Raw genomic sequence first — 19,036 nt, 5'->3', positions numbered from 1 at the left:
CGCGACGGGCGGCGGTGCGTGAGCGGTGCCTCACCCTCGGTTTACGATCACGCAATCTCCACACCATGGACAACCGTAGAGGTGTTCGGGGAGACTGACCCTCCCGCTCCACCGTTCCTCTGGCATTTCCCCAGCTGGGAGACTCATGTCCGTTTCGCCCGGCGGCGCTGCCGACACCCCGGATGCGGTGGTTTTCCGGATCCTCGGCCCTTTACAGGTGGCCGGTCGGCTCGGGCCGGTGCGGATACCGCCGGGGCGGCAGGAGGTCATCCTCGCGGCGCTGCTCCTGGAGACGAACCGGGTGGTCAGCACCGACTACCTGGTGGACCTGATCTGGGACGACGAGCCGCCGGACACGGCGCGCACCCAGGTGCAGATCTGCGTGTCCCGGCTTCGCAAACTCTTCTCCAAGGCCGCGATCGCCGCCGCCATCACCACCCGGCCACCCGGGTACGTCCTCAAGACGGAGGGCGACCTGGTGGACTCGGCGGTGTTCGCGCGCCGCGTCGCCGACGCCCGGACCCTCAGCCGCCAGGGGGCCACGGCCGAGGCCGCCGAACTCCTGCGTTCGGCGGGTGAGTTGTGGCAGGGCGACTGCCTGAGCGGGGTGTCGAGCGAGACGCTGCGCAGCAAGGCGCTGCAACTGGACGAGGAACGGCTGACGGCGGCCGAGACCCGGATCGACCTGGAGCTGGCGCTGGGCCGGCACCACCAGCTGGTCGGCGAGATCCAGCTGCTGGTACGGGTGCACCCGCTGCGGGAGCGCCTGCGCGGGCAGTTGATGCTGGCGCTGTTCCGCTCGGGACGCCAGGCTGAGGCCCTGGAGAGCTACCGGGTGGGGCGCGAGCTGCTGGTGGAGGAGCTCGGGCTGGAACCGGGGGCGGAGCTGCGCCGCCTGGAGTCCGCCATCCTGTCCGGGGAGGTCCCCCCGGTCCCGTCGGCGGGGACGGGCGGCGGGTACGGCTCCGCGTCCCCCGGCCGGGACGCGGCCGGCGCCGGTGAGGGCGCGGGCGGCGCCGCACCGGCGGCGGACCGCCCCGGGACGCAGGGCGGCGAGGTGACGCACGGCGGCTCCGGCCCGGCGGACGACCGCTCCGGGGCGTCGGGCGGCGGCTCCGGGGCGGCGGACGACCGCTCCGGGGCGGCGGGCGGCGGCTCCGGGGCGGCGGGCGGCGGCTCCGGGGCGGCGGCCGCCGACGGGGAGAGACCCGACGGCCGCGCTTCCGTCCCCGTCGGCAGTGCACCGGCCGCCGGGTCCCCGTACCGCGAGGAAGTCCCGCGCCAGCTCCCGGCCGACACCTCGGACTTCGTGGGCGACGAGGAACAGATCGTCCACATCGAGCAGACCCTGCTCGGCGGGGGCGGCCGCCGCGCGGTCGGCCTGGCCGTCATCGTCGGCAAGCCCGGCACCGGCAAGTCCACACTGGCCACCCACATCGCGCACCGCCTCAGCGACACCGGCTACCCCGACGGGCAGTTGTACTGCGACCTGCGCGGCACCGGCACCCCGGCCACCTCCACCGAGGTGCTCGGCCGGTTCCTGCGCGCACTCGGCATCCCCGGGCCGGTCATCCCCGATTCGCAGGACGAGCGGGCCGAGATGTACCGGACCCTGCTCGCCTCGCGCCGCGTCCTGGTCGTGCTGGACGACGCCGCGTCCGAGAGCCAGATCCGGCCCCTGCTGCCCGGAAGCAACCGCTGCGCCGTACTCGTCACCAGCCGGGTCCGGCTCACCGGCCTGCCCGGCGCCCACCGCGTCGAGCTCGACGTCATGAGCACCGGGCACGCCATGGAGCTGCTGGCCCGCGTCGTCGGCGCGGACCGCGTGCGGTGCGAAGAGGTGGCTGCCGAGGCACTGGTGCGGACCGTGGGCGGGCTGCCGCTCGCGCTGCGGATCGTGGCGGCGCGGCTGGCGGCGCGCCCGCACTGGACGCTGGCCTCGATGGTGCACCGCCTCGCCAACGAGCGGCACCGCCTGGACGAGCTCACCCACGGCGAGATGACGATGCGCGCCAGCCTCTGCCTGACCCATGACGGGCTGGCCCAGGAAGACCGCCGACTGCTGCGGCTGCTGAGCCTGGCGAAGGGGCCGACTCTGCCCGGCTGGCTGGCCGGGGCCCTGCTCGACGACCGCCGCCCCTTCCCTTCGGACCTGCTGGAACCACTGGTCGACGTACAGATGCTGGACGTCGTCGGCGTCGAGTCCACGGGCGGCTTCCGCTACCGGTTCCACGAGATCATCCGGGTGTTCGCGCGGGAGCAGCTCGCGGCGCACGACGAGCCGGCGACGCAGTCGCAGGCCCTCGCCAGGATGCTGGGCGGGTGGATGTCCTTGGCCGAGCAGGCCCACCGGCGCATCTACGGCGGGGATTTCACCGTCCTGCACGGCAGCGCGCCCCGGTGGGAGCCGCCGGCCGGCTGCGTGGACGAGCTGCTGGTGGATCCGCTGGAGTGGCTCGACAGCGAGCAGGCGAATCTGGTCCAGGCCGTCGAGCACGCCGCCGAACACGAGATGCACGAGCTGTGCTGGGACCTGGCGACGACCCTGACGACCCTGTTCGAGGGGCGCGGCTACTTCGACGAGTGGGAGCGTACGCACCAGCTCGCCCTGGCGGCGGTACGGTCGGCCGGCAACACGCGCGGCACGGCGGCCCTGCTCAGCTCGCTGGGCGTGCTCTACCTCGGCCGCAGTCAGCTGGCGGAGTCCCACACCTCGCTGACCACCGCACTCGAGCTGTTCCGGGAACTCGACGACCGCCAGGGCCTGGCCCTGTGCCACCGCGACCTCGCGCTGCTGGAGCGGATGCGGGGCGACGAGGATTCGGCGCTGACGTTGTACGACCGGGCGCTGCGGGATTTCGACCGAGTCGGCGACGTGGTGGGCCGGGCCATCGTGCTGACGCAGAGCGCGCACATCTGGATGCGGCGAGGACAGACGGCGACCGCCCAGAGCCGGCTGGACGAGGCGCTCGGGATCTACCGCTCGGTGGGCTACACGGGCGGTCAGGCCAGGACCCTGCGCCGGGCGGGGCAGTTGCAGCAGGCCCAGGGTGAACACGAGGGCGCGGTGCGGACCTTCACCGAAGTGCTGGAGCTGTGCCGGGACAGCGGGGACGTGATCGGCGAGGGACATCTGCTGCGTGATCTGGGTGCCGCACACGCCGAAATGGGCCGGGGCGAGGCGGCGCGGGGCTTCTACGCCCAGGCGCTGTCGGTGCGGGAGCAGATCATGGACCAGGGAGGGGCCGCGGTGATCCGGCTGGACCTGGCCCGGCTGCTGGCGGCGAGCGGCGGGGCCGGCGAGCGATCGCGCTCGCGGGAGCTGCTGGAGAGTGCGGTACGGGCCTTCCGCGAGCGGCGGATGCAGCCGGAACTCGCCGAGGCGGAACGGATGCTGGGCACCCGGGCGGTCGTGGTGCGCGCACCGGCGACGGAGACCGCCGCCGGGGTCTGACGACCGCTTCGGTACGGGGTCAGTCCCACGGGTTGGTCTTGCCGGTCGCGGTCGGCGACGGCGTGGCCTGGGGGGCGGTGACTCCGGTCGTGGCAGCGGGGGTGGTGGCGGCGTCGGCCTGGGCGACCTGGGTGCCGAGGGCGGCGGCTCCGGCGATGGCGGCGGTCACCAGGGCGGCGCGGAGGGCGTGGGTGAGGCTCATGTCGGGGTCCTTTCGTCGGTGCGCTCCGGCTGTCCGGGGCGCCTCGTTCTTTCTGGACACCAACGTAGGAACAGCGGGAATCCCCGGACCGGCCCCGCTCCTATCGTCGCGTTATCACGGCCCGCTCGTGCGCCGCTCGGATCGTGAGGGAGGGGTGACGGGGGCGATAGCCGAGGCCGCGTGATAGGCGGGGCCGTCAGCATCGGGATGCCTGGGTGATAGCGCGCTGCCGACGATGGGGAACAGGAACCGGGCCGCGTCCGCTCAGGCCCCGCCGTTCCCCCACCGTCTCGCCGGGAGCGCACATGACCACCGCGCAGTTGCACGCATTGCCCCTGACCAGAGCCACCGAGCCGGTGCCGGCGGCACCCGGGGCCATCCCGGTTTCGCCCGGAGCCACCCCGGTGCCGCCCGGAGCCGTCGTGGTGGCGCCCGAGTCCTCGCAGGTGGGCGCGCTGATACGAGCGCACCGGCTGAGGATCGGGCTCACCCAGCGGGAACTGGCCGACCTGTCCACGATCAGCGTGCGGGCCATCCGCGACCTGGAGCAGGGCAAGGCGCGACGCCCTCGGCCCGACACGGTGCGGCTGATGGCCGACGCCCTGCGGCTGGGCCCGCGGGCCCGTACGGCGCTGGAGGCCGCGGCCCAGCAGGGACGGGGCGGCGGGCACGGCCTGGCCGAACCGCCGGCCCCGCCGACCGCGCTGCACGCGGTGGTGGGCCGCGAGGCGGAAACGGGCGTACTGACGGATGAGCTGGGCTCCGGGTCGGAGCGGCTGGTGCACGTCGTCGGGCTGACCGGGATGGGCAAGACCCGGCTGGCGCTCGAAGTCGCCGACCGGCTCCACGCCACCGGGATGCCGGTGCTGTGGCACGCCTTCCGGGGCGCGAGCGCCGACCACCTCGGCCCGGACGAAGGCCCGTGGTCGGCGAGGGTGGCGGCGGCGGTCTCGGCACTGTGCTCGACAGCGCCCGACGGGATCGCCGGGATCGCCGGGATCGCCGGCGGCGGGGACGCGATGGCCGGACTTGCCGAACTGCTCGGCGAGCAGCCCGCCCTGCTGGTGCTGGACGGGGCACCGGCCGGGCCACCGCGGTTCGAGCGGCTCACCGGGCTGCTGCGCTCCTGCCCGGGGTTGCGCCTGCTCGTCACCTCCGACCAGCCGTGGCGGATACCGGGCGAGCGGATCTTCCTGCTGTCCCCGCTGGAGGTACCGGCCGAGGGGGCCGTCGACGACACCGCCGTACCGGCTTCCGTGCAGGTCTTCCTGGGGCACCTGCGCCGGGTGCGGCCGGAGTTCGTGCCCGGACCGGCCGACCTGCGGTCCGCGTCGAGGGTGTGCCTCGGCCTCGACGGGCATCCGGGAGCGCTGGCCGCAGCGGCGTCGTGGCTGGTGGTGTGCGACTTGGCCGCCCTGTGCGACAGCCTCGACGCGGACCCCACGGCGTTGCTCGACCACCTCGGCGGAGGCGACGGGGCGGAGGACTTCCGCCGGGCGCTGCGCCTTCGGCTCGACCGGCTGCCCGAGGACGCGTCCGCGCTGCTGGACGCCCTGTGCGGGCGCCCGGCTGTCGGGTTCGAACTCGGCGACATCACCGCGCTGACCGGGCGGAGCCTGCCGGAGTGCGGCCGGATGCTGCGCGAACTGCTGCTGGCCGGTGTGGTCCGGGCGACCCACGAGGGCGGCGGTTCCCGGTTCCGCGTCCTCGGGCTGGTGCGGGCCGTGCGCCGGGGGCGGGCCGTGACTGCCGCCCGGGCGTGAACTGCTTCCGGAGTGCCGGAGCAACTGCCGCCGGGGCCGGTGGGCCGCGGGTTGGATGACGTACAGCCGCAAGGACGGCCGGGGCCCGCGAAGGCAGCCGCCTGGCCCGCCCACCCCTCCCCTCACGCCGCAGAAACGAATCCGAGGAGCCCCCGCATGTCCCCCAACGCGTCCCCCCAGGGCACCGCGCACCGGCCGGCCGCTGTGCGGCTGCCCCTGTCGGCGGCGCAGCGCGACATCTGGATGGCCCACGGCCTCGACCCGTCGGGCTGCCGCTACAACATCGGGGAGTACCGGGAGATCCTGGGCGCCCTCGACCCGGGTCTCTTCGCCCGCTGCTGGTACCGACTGGCTCGTGAGGCCGACGTGTTGCGCATCCGGGGTACGGGGTCGGATGAGGACGGCGGCCTGTGGCAGGAGCTGTGGACGGAACCGGGTGAGCGGGAACTGCAGGTCCTCGACCTCAGCGGCGAGGACGACCCGGCCGCGGCGGCGCGTGCCTGGATGCGGACCGAACTGGCGCGGCCGTTCGACCTGGCGGCCGGCTGGCTGAGCCGGCACGTGCTGATCAGGGCGGGTACGAGCGTGGCGGGCGAGGAGCGGTGGTTCTACTTCCACGCCTTCCACCACCTGGCGATCGACGGCATGGGCGTGGCGCTGCTCGACCAGCGCCTGGTGGAGCTGTACGAGCAGGCGTCGGCGGGGGAACCCTGGGGGCCGGGCCCCTTCGGGACGCTGGCGGACGTACTGGCGGAGGACGAGGCCTACCGGGCCTCTCCCGAGGGAGCACAGGACCGCGCGCACTGGGCGGCCCACCTCGCCGACCTTCCGCCCACCCCCCGCCTCGCGGAGGGACGGACCGGCCGTCCGGCCCCGGGGGAACTGCCCTTCGTCCGGCGGACGGTGGTGCTGGACCCGACGCGGGCGGACCGGTTGAAGGAGGTCGCCCGCGCGCACCGGGCGCCGTGGACGATGCTGATGATCACCCTCGTGGCGGCCTACGTGCACCGGGTCGGCGCGAGCCCCGAGCTGGCACTCGGCCTTCCGGTGACCGGTCGGCGTACCGAACTCGCACGCCGTACCCCGGGCATGCTGTCGAACGTCGTACCGCTGCGGCTCCGGGTCGACGCGGACGCGACGCCGGCCGGGCTGTTGGCGTCGGTGGTCGCCGAGACGCGGCAGGGGCTTCGGCACCAGCGGACGCGGTACGAGGACGTCTGCCGCGACCTCGGTCTGGCGGAGACCGAGCGGCGGATCACGGCGCCGCTGGTCAACATCATGGCGTTCACGCCCGGGATGCGCTTTTGCGGTTTCCCGACCACGCAGCACAACTTGAGCAACGGGCCGGTGGAAGACCTGGCGGTCGGCGTCTACGACCTCGGGCCGGAGGGCGGACTGCGCGTCGACTTCGACGCGGCGCCGGAGGTGTGTGACATCGCGGCGGTGGCGAGCCACCAGGACCGGTTCGTCACGTTCGCGGAGCAGGTGCTCGATCACTTCGAACTCCCGCTGTCAGAGATCGAGTTGATGGGGGAGGGCGAGCGGCGGCAGGTGCTGGAGGAGTGGACGGGCATCCGCCGGGAGATCGGGGAGCGGACGCTGACGGACCGCTTCGAGGAGCAGGCCCGGCTCCGCCCCGGAGCACGGGCGGTGGTCTTCGAAGGGCGGGAACTGTCCTACGGGGAGCTGAACGAACACGCCAACCGGCTCGCCCGGCACCTCACCGAAGCAGGACTGGGCCGCGGTGACCTCGCCGGGATCCTGCTCGACCGCGGCATCGACTTCGCCATCGCCCTCCTCGCCGTCACGAAGACCGGCGCCGGCTACGCACTCCTTGACCCCGAGTTCCCCGACCGGCGCCTGACCGCCACGGCGGCCGATGCGGGACTGAGGCTGCTGGTGACCGGCGCAGATCACGAGGGCAGGCTGACGGGCCCCTGGCGGACGGTGGTGCTCGACGCGGAACGGGAACTGATCGCGGAGCGGGACGCAGGAGATGTCGGTATCGAAGTGTCCGCGGACGACGTGGCCTGCGTGATGTTCACCTCCGGATCCACCGGCAAACCCAAGGGCATCCTCTCCTCACACCGCAACCTGGTCTCCACCCTCACCGCCCAGACCTACGCCACCTTCGGCCCCGACGAAACCTTCCTCCAATGCTCACCCGTCTCCTGGGACGCCTTCAGCCTCGAATTCTGGGGAGCCCTCCTCCACGGCGGAACCACCGTCCTCCAACCAGGACAACGCCCCGAACCCGCCCTCATCGCAGCACTCACCCCCCAGCACGCCGTCACCATGCTCCAACTCTCCTCCAGCCTCTTCAACTACCTCACCGACGAACACCCCGACACCTTCACCACCACCCGCACCGTCTACACCGGAGGCGAACCCGCCTCCCCCACCCACATCCACCGCCTCCACCACACCCACCCCCACCTCACCATCACCAACGGCTACGGCCCCGCCGAATCCATGGGCTTCACCACCACCCACACCATCGAACCCTCCGACGAAGTACGCACCACCGTCTCCATCGGCCGCCCCCTCACCAACAAACACGCCTACGTCCTCGACACCCACCTCAAACCCACCCCACCCGGCACCACCGGCGAGCTCTACCTCACCGGCGACGGCCTCGCCCACGGCTACCTCGCCCAACCCACCACCACCGCACACCGCTTCATCCCCAACCCCTACGGACCCCCCGGCACCCGCCTCTACCGCACCGGCGACCAAGCCCACTGGGACACCCAAGGCAACCTCCACTACACCGGCCGCACCGACACCCAAATCAAAATCCGCGGCTTCCGCATCGAACCCACCGAAATCGAAACCGTCCTCACCACCCACCCCCACCTCACCCAAGCCACCCTGGTCCACGACGTCCACCTGACGGCGTACGTCGTCGCCACTCCCGGCTCCGCCCCGAGCCCGGCTGCTCTGCGCGGCTGGCTGCGCGAGCGGTTGCCCGAGCACATGGTGCCCGCGCAGTTCGCCGTCCTCGACAGGCTCCCGCTCACCCCGAACGGCAAGATCGACAAACGCGCCCTTCCTGCCGTCGACGCGCCGCTCAGCACCTCCGGGCGCCAGCCCCGCACGGAGCTGGAAGAGATCGTCCGCACCCTGATCGGCGAGGTGCTCGGCTCCCCCGCCCCGCTGTCCGTCGACGACGGCTTCTTCGAGCACGGCGGCCACTCGCTCCTCGCCGCCCGCCTCACCAACCGCATCTCCACCACCCTCGGCGTCACCCTCAGCCTCCGCGACGTCTTCCAGCACCCCACCGCCGCCACCCTCGCCCGCCGCATCGCGGACTGCTCCGGCCGGCCGGCGCTCACGCCCCTCACCCGGGCCGCGAGCCGCCCGGAGTTCCTGCCGCTGTCCTTCGCCCAGCAGCGCCTGTGGCTGGTCGCCGGGCTCTCCGGGGGCGGGAGCGCGTACAACGTCCCGATGGCCGTCCGGCTGGAAGGGGAGCTGGACGTCGCCGCACTGCGCGCCGCGTTCGGTGACGTCGTGGCCCGTCACGAGCCGCTGCGGACCCGGTTCGCCACCGTGGACGGCACCCCCTGCCAGCTCGTGGCGTCGGCGGCCGAAGCGCCGTGGTTCGAAGTCAGGAGCGTCACCGCCGAGGCCCTCGACGGCGAGCTGCTCTCGGCGGCCGGGCACTGCTTCGACCTGGCCACCGAACTGCAGCTGCGGATCACGCTGTTGCAGTCCGGTCCGTCCCGGTACACGCTGCTGGTCCTGCTCCACCACATCGCCACCGACGGGCAGTCGCTGCGCCCCCTGTTCGCCGATCTGTCGCTGGCCTACGCCGCCCGGCTCACCGGCGCCGCTCCCGACCTCGCCCCGCTGCCCGTCGACTACGCCGACTACGCCCTGTGGCAGCGTGCGGCGCTCGAAGGGCCACCGCTGGAGGAGCAGCTCGGCTACTGGAGGACGGCCCTGGAAGGTCTGCCCGAGGAGCTGGGGCTGATCCACGACCGGCCGCGTCCGCCCGTCGCCGGGCAGCGCGGCGGGGTGGTCCGGCTGGACTTCGGCGCCGAGTTGCACAAGCGGGTGCGGGAGCTGGCCCGGGCCGAGCGCTGCACCCCGTTCATGGTGCTCCAGGCCGCGCTGGCCGCGACGTTGACCCGGTTGGGGGCGGGAACCGACATTCCGCTCGGCACGCCCGTCGCCGGGCGGTCCGACGAGGCCCTGTCCGAGCTGGTCGGCTTCTTCGTCAACACGCTCGTCCTGCGCACCGACACCTCCGGGAACCCCGCTTTCCGGGATCTGCTGGGCCGGGTCCGTACCGCCGACCTGGACGCCTTCGCCCATCAGGACGCCCCGTTCGACCTGGTGCTGGAGGCGGTGAACCCGGCCCGCTCCCTGGCCCGGCATCCGCTGTTCCAGGTCTGTCTGGCCCTGGAGTCCGGCCCCGCGGCCGGACCGGAGCTGGAGGGCGTGCGGGCCGGCGCCGCGGAGCCGCTGGCGACGGGCGCGGTCAAGTTCGACCTGGAGTTCCTGCTGCAGGCGGACGAGGACGCGGGCCTGACCGGGGCGGTGCTGTACAGCTCGGACCTGTACGAGCACGGCACCGTGGAGCGGATCGTCGCGATGCTGCGGCGCACGCTGGAGCAGGTGCTGGCCGCGCCGGAAATGCCCCTCTCCGACATCGAGTTGATGGGGGAGGCCGAGCGGCGGCAGGTGCTGGAGGAGTGGACGGGCATCCGCCGGGAGATCGGGGAGCGGACGCTGACGGACCGCTTCGAGGAGCAGGCCCGGCTCCGCCCCGGAGCACGGGCGGTGGTCTTCGAAGGGCGGGAACTGTCCTACGGGGAGCTGAACGAACACGCCAACCGGCTCGCCCGGCACCTCACCGAAGCAGGACTGGGCCGCGGTGACCTCGCCGGGATCCTGCTCGACCGCGGCATCGACTTCGCCATCGCCCTCCTCGCCGTCACGAAGACCGGCGCCGGCTACGCACTCCTTGACCCCGAGTTCCCCGACCGGCGCCTGACCGCCACGGCCCGGGACGCCTCGCTCGCCCTCCTGGTCACCGACACCACCCACCAAGGCCGGATCGCCGGCGTCCGGCCGACCGTCCTGCTCGACGCGGAACACGAACTGATCGCGGGCCGCGACCCGGCCGACCTCGGCACCGAACTCTCCGCGGACGACGTGGCCTGCGTGATGTTCACCTCCGGATCCACCGGCAAACCCAAGGGCATCCTCTCCTCACACCGCAACCTGGTCTCCACCCTCACCGCCCAGACCTACGCCACCTTCGGCCCCGACGAAACCTTCCTCCAATGCTCACCCGTCTCCTGGGACGCCTTCAGCCTCGAATTCTGGGGAGCCCTCCTCCACGGCGGAACCACCGTCCTCCAACCAGGACAACGCCCCGAACCCGCCCTCATCGCAGCACTCACCCCCCAGCACGCCGTCACCATGCTCCAACTCTCCTCCAGCCTCTTCAACTACCTCACCGACGAACACCCCGACACCTTCACCACCACCCGCACCGTCTACACCGGAGGCGAACCCGCCTCCCCCACCCACATCCACCGCCTCCACCACACCCACCCCCACCTCACCATCACCAACGGCTACGGCCCCGCCGAATCCATGGGCTTCACCACCACCCACACCATCGAACCCTCCGACGAAGTACGCACCACCGTCTCCATCGGCCGCCCCCTCACCAACAAACACGCCTACGTCCTCGACACCCACCTCAAACCCACCCCACCCGGCACCACCGGCGAGCTCTACCTCACCGGCGACGGCCTCGCCCACGGCTACCTCGCCCAACCCACCACCACCGCACACCGCTTCATCCCCAACCCCTACGGACCCCCCGGCACCCGCCTCTACCGCACCGGCGACCAAGCCCACTGGGACACCCAAGGCAACCTCCACTACACCGGCCGCACCGACACCCAAATCAAAATCCGCGGCTTCCGCATCGAACCCACCGAAATCGAAACCGTCCTCACCACCCACCCCCACCTCACCCAAGCCACCCTGGTCCACGACGTCCACCTGACGGCGTACGTCGTCGCCACTCCCGGCTCCGCCCCGAGCCCGGCTGCTCTGCGCGGCTGGCTGCGCGAGCGGTTGCCCGAGCACATGGTGCCCGCGCAGTTCGCCGTCCTCGACAGGCTCCCGCTCACCCCGAACGGCAAGATCGACAAACGCGCCCTTCCTGCCGTCGACGCGCCGCTCAGCACCTCCGGGCGCCAGCCCCGCACGGAGCTGGAAGAGATCGTCCGCACCCTGATCGGCGAGGTGCTCGGCTCCCCCGCCCCGCTGTCCGTCGACGACGGCTTCTTCGAGCACGGCGGCCACTCGCTCCTCGCCGCCCGCCTCACCAACCGCATCTCCACCACCCTCGGCGTCACCCTCAGCCTCCGCGACGTCTTCCAGCACCCCACCGCCGCCACCCTCGCCCGCCGCATCGCGGACTGCTCCGGCCGGCCGGCGCTCACGCCCCTCACCCGGGCCGCGAGCCGCCCGGAGTTCCTGCCGCTGTCCTTCGCCCAGCAGCGCCTGTGGCTGGTCGCCGGGCTCTCCGGGGGCGGGAGCGCGTACAACGTCCCGATGGCCGTCCGGCTGGAAGGGGAGCTGGACGTCGCCGCACTGCGCGCCGCGTTCGGTGACGTCGTGGCCCGTCACGAGCCGCTGCGGACCCGGTTCGCCACCGTGGACGGCACCCCCTGCCAGCTCGTGGCGTCGGCGGCCGAAGCGCCGTGGTTCGAAGTCAGGAGCGTCACCGCCGAGGCCCTCGACGGCGAGCTGCTCTCGGCGGCCGGGCACTGCTTCGACCTGGCCACCGAACTGCAGCTGCGGATCACGCTGTTGCAGTCCGGTCCGTCCCGGTACACGCTGCTGGTCCTGCTCCACCACATCGCCACCGACGGGCAGTCGCTGCGCCCCCTGTTCGCCGATCTGTCGCTGGCCTACGCCGCCCGGCTCACCGGCGCCGCTCCCGACCTCGCCCCGCTGCCCGTCGACTACGCCGACTACGCCCTGTGGCAGCGTGCGGCGCTCGAAGGGCCACCGCTGGAGGAGCAGCTCGGCTACTGGAGGACGGCCCTGGAAGGTCTGCCCGAGGAGCTGGGGCTGATCCACGACCGGCCGCGTCCGCCCGTCGCCGGGCAGCGCGGCGGGGTGGTCCGGCTGGACTTCGGCGCCGAGTTGCACAAGCGGGTGCGGGAGCTGGCCCGGGCCGAGCGCTGCACCCCGTTCATGGTGCTCCAGGCCGCGCTGGCCGCGACGTTGACCCGGTTGGGGGCGGGAACCGACATTCCGCTCGGCACGCCCGTCGCCGGGCGGTCCGACGAGGCCCTGTCCGAGCTGGTCGGCTTCTTCGTCAACACGCTCGTCCTGCGCACCGACACCTCCGGGAACCCCGCTTTCCGGGATCTGCTGGGCCGGGTCCGTACCGCCGACCTGGACGCCTTCGCCCATCAGGACGCCCCGTTCGACCTGGTGCTGGAGGCGGTGAACCCGGCCCGCTCCCTGGCCCGGCATCCGCTGTTCCAGGTCTGTCTGGCCCTGGAGTCCGGCCCCGCGGCCGGACCGGAGCTGGAGGGCGTGCGGGCCGGCGCCGCGGAGCCGCTGGCGACGGGCGCGGTCAAGTTCGACCTGGAGTTCCTGCTGCAGGCGGACGAGGACGCGGGCCTGACCGGGGCGGTGCTGTACAGCTCGGACCTGTACGAGCACGGCACCGTGGAGCGGATCGTCGCGATGCTGCGGCGCACGCTGGAGCAGGTGCTGGCCGCGCCGGAAATGCCCCTCTCCGACATCGAGTTGATGGGGGAGGCCGAGCGGCGGCAGGTGCTGGAGGAGTGGACGGGCATCCGCCGGGAGATCGGGGAGCGGACGCTGACGGACCGCTTCGAGGAGCAGGCCCGGCTCCGCCCCGGAGCACGGGCGGTGGTCTTCGAAGGGCGGGAACTGTCCTACGGGGAGCTGAACGAACACGCCAACCGGCTCGCCCGGCACCTCACCGAAGCAGGACTGGGCCGCGGTGACCTCGCCGGGATCCTGCTCGACCGCGGCATCGACTTCGCCATCGCCCTCCTCGCCGTCACGAAGACCGGCGCCGGCTACGCACTCCTTGACCCCGAGTTCCCCGACCGGCGCCTGACCGCCACGGCCCGGGACGCCTCGCTCGCCCTCCTGGTCACCGACACCACCCACCAAGGCCGGATCGCCGGCGTCCGGCCGACCGTCCTGCTCGACGCGGAACACGAACTGATCGCGGGCCGCGACCCGGCCGACCTCGGCACCGAACTCTCCGCGGACGACGTGGCCTGCGTGATGTTCACCTCCGGATCCACCGGCAAACCCAAGGGCATCCTCTCCTCACACCGCAACCTGGTCTCCACCCTCACCGCCCAGACCTACGCCACCTTCGGCCCCGACGAAACCTTCCTCCAATGCTCACCCGTCTCCTGGGACGCCTTCAGCCTCGAATTCTGGGGAGCCCTCCTCCACGGCGGAACCACCGTCCTCCAACCAGGACAACGCCCCGAACCCGCCCTCATCGCAGCACTCACCCCCCAGCACGCCGTCACCATGCTCCAACTCTCCTCCAGCCTCTTCAACTACCTCACCGACGAACACCCCGACACCTTCACCACCACCCGCACCGTCTACACCGGAGGCGAACCCGCCTCCCCCACCCACATCCACCGCCTCCACCACACCCACCCCCACCTCACCATCACCAACGGCTACGGCCCCGCCGAATCCATGGGCTTCACCACCACCCACACCATCGAACCCTCCGACGAAGTACGCACCACCGTCTCCATCGGCCGCCCCCTCACCAACAAACACGCCTACGTCCTCGACACCCACCTCAAACCCACCCCACCCGGCACCACCGGCGAGCTCTACCTCACCGGCGACGGCCTCGCCCACGGCTACCTCGCCCAACCCACCACCACCGCACACCGCTTCATCCCCAACCCCTACGGACCCCCCGGCACCCGCCTCTACCGCACCGGCGACCAAGCCCACTGGGACACCCAAGGCAACCTCCACTACACCGGCCGCACCGACACCCAAATCAAAATCCGCGGCTTCCGCATCGAACCCACCGAAATCGAAACCGTCCTCACCACCCACCCCCACCTCACCCAAGCCACCCTGGTCCACGACGTCCACCTGACGGCGTACGTCGTCGCCACTCCCGGCTCCGCCCCGAGCCCGGCTGCTCTGCGCGGCTGGCTGCGCGAGCGGTTGCCCGAGCACATGGTGCCCGCGCAGTTCGCCGTCCTCGACAGGCTCCCGCTCACCCCGAACGGCAAGATCGACAAACGCGCCCTTCCTGCCGTCGACGCGCCGCTCAGCACCTCCGGGCGCCAGCCCCGCACGGAGCTGGAAGAGATCGTCCGCACCCTGATCGGCGAGGTGCTCGGCTCCCCCGCCCCGCTGTCCGTCGACGACGGCTTCTTCGAGCACGGCGGCCACTCGCTCCTCGCCGCCCGCCTCACCAACCGCATCTCCACCACCCTCGGCGTCACCCTCAGCCTCCGCGACGTCTTCCAGCACCCCACCGCCGCCACCCTCGCCCGCCGCATCGCGGACTGCTCCGGCCGGCCGGCGCTCACGCCCCTCACCCGGGCCGCGAGCCGCCCGGAGTTCCTGCCGCTGTCCTTCGCCCAGCAGCGCCTGTGGCTGGTCGCCGGGCTCTCCGGGGGCGGGAGCGCGTACAACGTCCCGATGGCCGTCCGGCTGGAAGGGGAGCTGGACGTCGCCGCACTGCGCGCCGCGTTCGGTGACGTCGTGGCCCGTCACGAGCCGCTGCGGACCCGGTTCGCCACCGTGGACGGCACCCCCTGCCAGCTCGTGGCGTCGGCGGCCGAAGCGCCGTGGTTCGAAGTCAGGAGCGTCACCGCCGAGGCCCTCGACGGCGAGCTGCTCTCGGCGGCCGGGCACTGCTTCGACCTGGCCACCGAACTGCAGCTGCGGATCACGCTGTTGCAGTCCGGTCCGTCCCGGTACACGCTGCTGGTCCTGCTCCACCACATCGCCACCGACGGGCAGTCGCTGCGCCCCCTGTTCGCCGATCTGTCGCTGGCCTACGCCGCCCGGCTCACCGGCGCCGCTCCCGACCTCGCCCCGCTGCCCGTCGACTACGCCGACTACGCCCTGTGGCAGCGTGCGGCGCTCGAAGGGCCACCGCTGGAGGAGCAGCTCGGCTACTGGAGGACGGCCCTGGAAGGTCTGCCCGAGGAGCTGGGGCTGATCCACGACCGGCCGCGTCCGCCCGTCGCCGGGCAGCGCGGCGGGGTGGTCCGGCTGGACTTCGGCGCCGAGTTGCACAAGCGGGTGCGGGAGCTGGCCCGGGCCGAGCGCTGCACCCCGTTCATGGTGCTCCAGGCCGCGCTGGCCGCGACGTTGACCCGGTTGGGGGCGGGAACCGACATTCCGCTCGGCACGCCCGTCGCCGGGCGGTCCGACGAGGCCCTGTCCGAGCTGGTCGGCTTCTTCGTCAACACGCTCGTCCTGCGCACCGACACCTCCGGGAACCCCGCTTTCCGGGATCTGCTGGGCCGGGTCCGTACCGCCGACCTGGACGCCTTCGCCCATCAGGACGCCCCGTTCGACCTGGTGCTGGAGGCGGTGAACCCGGCCCGCTCCCTGGCCCGGCATCCGCTGTTCCAGGTCTGTCTGGCCCTGGAGTCCGGCCCCGCGGCCGGACCGGAGCTGGAGGGCGTGCGGGCCGGCGCCGCGGAGCCGCTGGCGACGGGCGCGGTCAAGTTCGACCTGGAGTTCCTGCTGCAGGCGGACGAGGACGCGGGCCTGACCGGGGCGGTGCTGTACAGCTCGGACCTGTACGAGCACGGCACCGTGGAGCGGATCGTCGCGATGCTGCGGCGCACGCTGGAGCAGGTGCTGGCCGCGCCGGAAATGCCCCTCTCCGACATCGAGTTGATGGGGGAGGCCGAGCGGCGGCAGGTGCTGGAGGAGTGGACGGGCATCCGCCGGGAGATCGGGGAGCGGACGCTGACGGACCGCTTCGAGGAGCAGGCCCGGCTCCGCCCCGGAGCACGGGCGGTGGTCTTCGAAGGGCGGGAACTGTCCTACGGGGAGCTGAACGAACACGCCAACCGGCTCGCCCGGCACCTCACCGAAGCAGGACTGGGCCGCGGTGACCTCGCCGGGATCCTGCTCGACCGCGGCATCGACTTCGCCATCGCCCTCCTCGCCGTCACGAAGACCGGCGCCGGCTACGCACTCCTTGACCCCGAGTTCCCCGACCGGCGCCTGACCGCCACGGCCCGGGACGCCTCGCTCGCCCTCCTGGTCACCGACACCACCCACCAAGGCCGGATCGCCGGCGTCCGGCCGACCGTCCTGCTCGACGCGGAACACGAACTGATCGCGGGCCGCGACCCGGCCGACCTCGGCACCGAACTCTCCGCGGACGACGTGGCCTGCGTGATGTTCACCTCCGGATCCACCGGCAAACCCAAGGGCATCCTCTCCTCACACCGCAACCTGGTCTCCACCCTCACCGCCCAGACCTACGCCACCTTCGGCCCCGACGAAACCTTCCTCCAATGCTCACCCGTCTCCTGGGACGCCTTCAGCCTCGAATTCTGGGGAGCCCTCCTCCACGGCGGAACCACCGTCCTCCAACCAGGACAACGCCCCGAACCCGCCCTCATCGCAGCACTCACCCCCCAGCACGCCGTCACCATGCTCCAACTCTCCTCCAGCCTCTTCAACTACCTCACCGACGAACACCCCGACACCTTCACCACCACCCGCACCGTCTACACCGGAGGCGAACCCGCCTCCCCCACCCACATCCACCGCCTCCACCACACCCACCCCCACCTCACCATCACCAACGGCTACGGCCCCGCCGAATCCATGGGCTTCACCACCACCCACACCATCGAACCCTCCGACGAAGTACGCACCACCGTCTCCATCGGCCGCCCCCTCACCAACAAACACGCCTACGTCCTCGACACCCACCTCAAACCCACCCCACCCGGCACCACCGGCGAGCTCTACCTCACCGGCGACGGCCTCGCCCACGGCTACCTCGCCCAACCCACCACCACCGCACACCGCTTCATCCCCAACCCCTACGGACCCCCCGGCACCCGCCTCTACCGCACCGGCGACCAAGCCCACTGGGACACCCAAGGCAACCTCCACTACACCGGCCGCACCGACACCCAAATCAAAATCCGCGGCTTCCGCATCGAACCCACCGAAATCGAAACCGTCCTCACCACCCACCCCCACCTCACCCAAGCCACCCTGTCGACCCACCTCGACCACCACAACACCCCGCAGCTCAGCGCGTACGTGGTGGCCACGGACCCCGGGCTCGCCCCGCAGGACGTGCGCCTGTGGCTGCGCACCCTGCTGCCGGACCACATGGTCCCGGCGTTCGTCGTCCTGCTCGACCGGCTGCCGCTCACACCCAACGGGAAGATCGACAAGCGTGCCCTGCCCGCCCCGCAGGCGGTGTTGAAGGCCGGCGGCCGCACCCCGCGCACCCCGCTGGAACAGCAGGTGCACACGTACTTCACGGACGTGCTGAACACCTCGGCCCCGCTCTCGATCGACGACAGCTTCTTCGACCACGGCGGCCACTCGCTGCTCGCCGCCCGCCTCACCAACCGCATCTCCACCACCCTCGGCGTCACCCTCAGCCTCCGCGACGTCTTCCAGCACCCCACCCCCGCCACCCTCGCCCAGCGCATCGAGACCCTGCGGCAGTCGGCGCCCCGGGCACCCGGGCGGGCCAGGCCGGCGCTGCGCCGCCGCACCACCGACCAGGAACGGAGTTCCTCATGAGCCACGACCAGTACGACGCCACCCCCGCACCCGACGACGTGGTCTGGGACCTGCCGGGCGAGGGCCCCCAGCGCACCTCGCTGCTCGTCCTGCCCCACGCGGGCGGCAACGCCCACGCCTACGCCGAATGGCGCGCGCACCTCCCGGCGGACGTACGGCTGCTCATCGGCCAGTACCCGGGCCGCGGCGCCCGCTTCGCCGAGGACCTGCCCCGCGACATCAGCGACCTGGCCGGCCCCGTCGTCGCCGCCCTGCCCGCCGGGACCACCGACGACCTGGTGGTGCTCGGGCACAGCATGGGCTCGCTGGTGGCGTTCGAGGTCGTACGGGCCCTCCAGGCGTCCGGCCGTACCCCCCGGGCCCTCGTCGCCTCGGCCTGCCGGGCCCCCTACCTGGCCAACCCCTGCGCCGTGTACCCGGAGCGGCTCGACGACGACGAGCTGGTCGCCGCCATCAAGGAGCGCGGCGGCACCGACGACGGCATCCTCGACGAGCCGGAGCTGCGCGAGATCATCCTGCCGTCCATCCGCGCGGACTTCGCCATCGACGACGTCTACCGCTGCGCGGAGTCGGCCGCCCGGGTGGACTGCCCGGTGACGGTGATCGGCGGGGACGCCGACCCGGTCGCGCCGGCCGCCTCGCTCGGCCGCTGGGCGCAGATCACCGACCACGCGTTCGCCTCGTACGTCCTGCCCGGCGGGCACTTCTACTTCCAGCAGCAGCTGCCGGACTTCTTCGCCGTACTGGCCCAGGTGGTCGGCGCGCCCGCCACCGCCGCCGCCTGACACCCGCCCCGCA

The 19,036-nt window shown here is 72.5% G+C and carries 5 protein-coding genes; 4 read left to right on the top strand and 1 reads right to left on the bottom strand.

What is annotated here, in order from left to right; all coding sequences use genetic code 11:
- Nucleotides 1-145: 145 nt before the first annotated feature.
- Nucleotides 146-3,454, top strand: a complete 3,309-nt coding sequence (locus OHA81_RS27585; RefSeq protein WP_329200264.1) for an AfsR/SARP family transcriptional regulator — start codon at nucleotides 146-148, stop codon at nucleotides 3,452-3,454.
- A 19-nt stretch (nucleotides 3,455-3,473) separates the two neighbouring features.
- On the opposite strand, the gene OHA81_RS27580 is transcribed toward OHA81_RS27585, so the two are convergent.
- On the bottom strand, nucleotides 3,474-3,656 hold the full coding sequence (locus OHA81_RS27580; protein ID WP_329200262.1) for a hypothetical protein: 183 nt from the start codon (nucleotides 3,654-3,656) through the stop codon (nucleotides 3,474-3,476).
- A gap of 305 nt (nucleotides 3,657-3,961) precedes the next feature.
- Here OHA81_RS27580 and OHA81_RS27575 point away from each other — a divergent pair, with 305 nt between their 5' ends.
- The 3 genes from OHA81_RS27575 (at nucleotide 3,962) to OHA81_RS27565 (ending at nucleotide 19,023) form a co-directional block, all read left to right on the top strand.
- The gene (locus tag OHA81_RS27575) at nucleotides 3,962-5,419 is read left to right on the top strand and encodes a helix-turn-helix domain-containing protein (RefSeq protein ID WP_329200261.1); all 1,458 of its coding nucleotides are present in this window, start codon (nucleotides 3,962-3,964) and stop codon (nucleotides 5,417-5,419) included.
- A 156-nt stretch (nucleotides 5,420-5,575) separates the two neighbouring features.
- Nucleotides 5,576-18,238, top strand: a complete 12,663-nt coding sequence (locus tag OHA81_RS27570; RefSeq protein ID WP_329200260.1) for a non-ribosomal peptide synthetase — start codon at nucleotides 5,576-5,578, stop codon at nucleotides 18,236-18,238.
- Nucleotides 18,235-19,023 (top strand): thioesterase II family protein, encoded by a 789-nt coding sequence (locus OHA81_RS27565; RefSeq protein WP_329200258.1) that lies wholly within the window; start codon nucleotides 18,235-18,237, stop codon nucleotides 19,021-19,023. The genes OHA81_RS27570 and OHA81_RS27565 overlap by 4 nt, the downstream gene beginning before the upstream one ends.
- Nucleotides 19,024-19,036 lie beyond the last annotated feature (13 nt).

Origin of the sequence: Streptomyces sp. NBC_00667, assembly GCF_036226825.1 — a bacterium.
GTDB lineage: Bacteria > Actinomycetota > Actinomycetes > Streptomycetales > Streptomycetaceae > Streptomyces.
The sequence above is the reverse complement of the archived record's forward strand: the minus strand, read 5'-3'. Positions and strand labels throughout refer to the sequence as shown.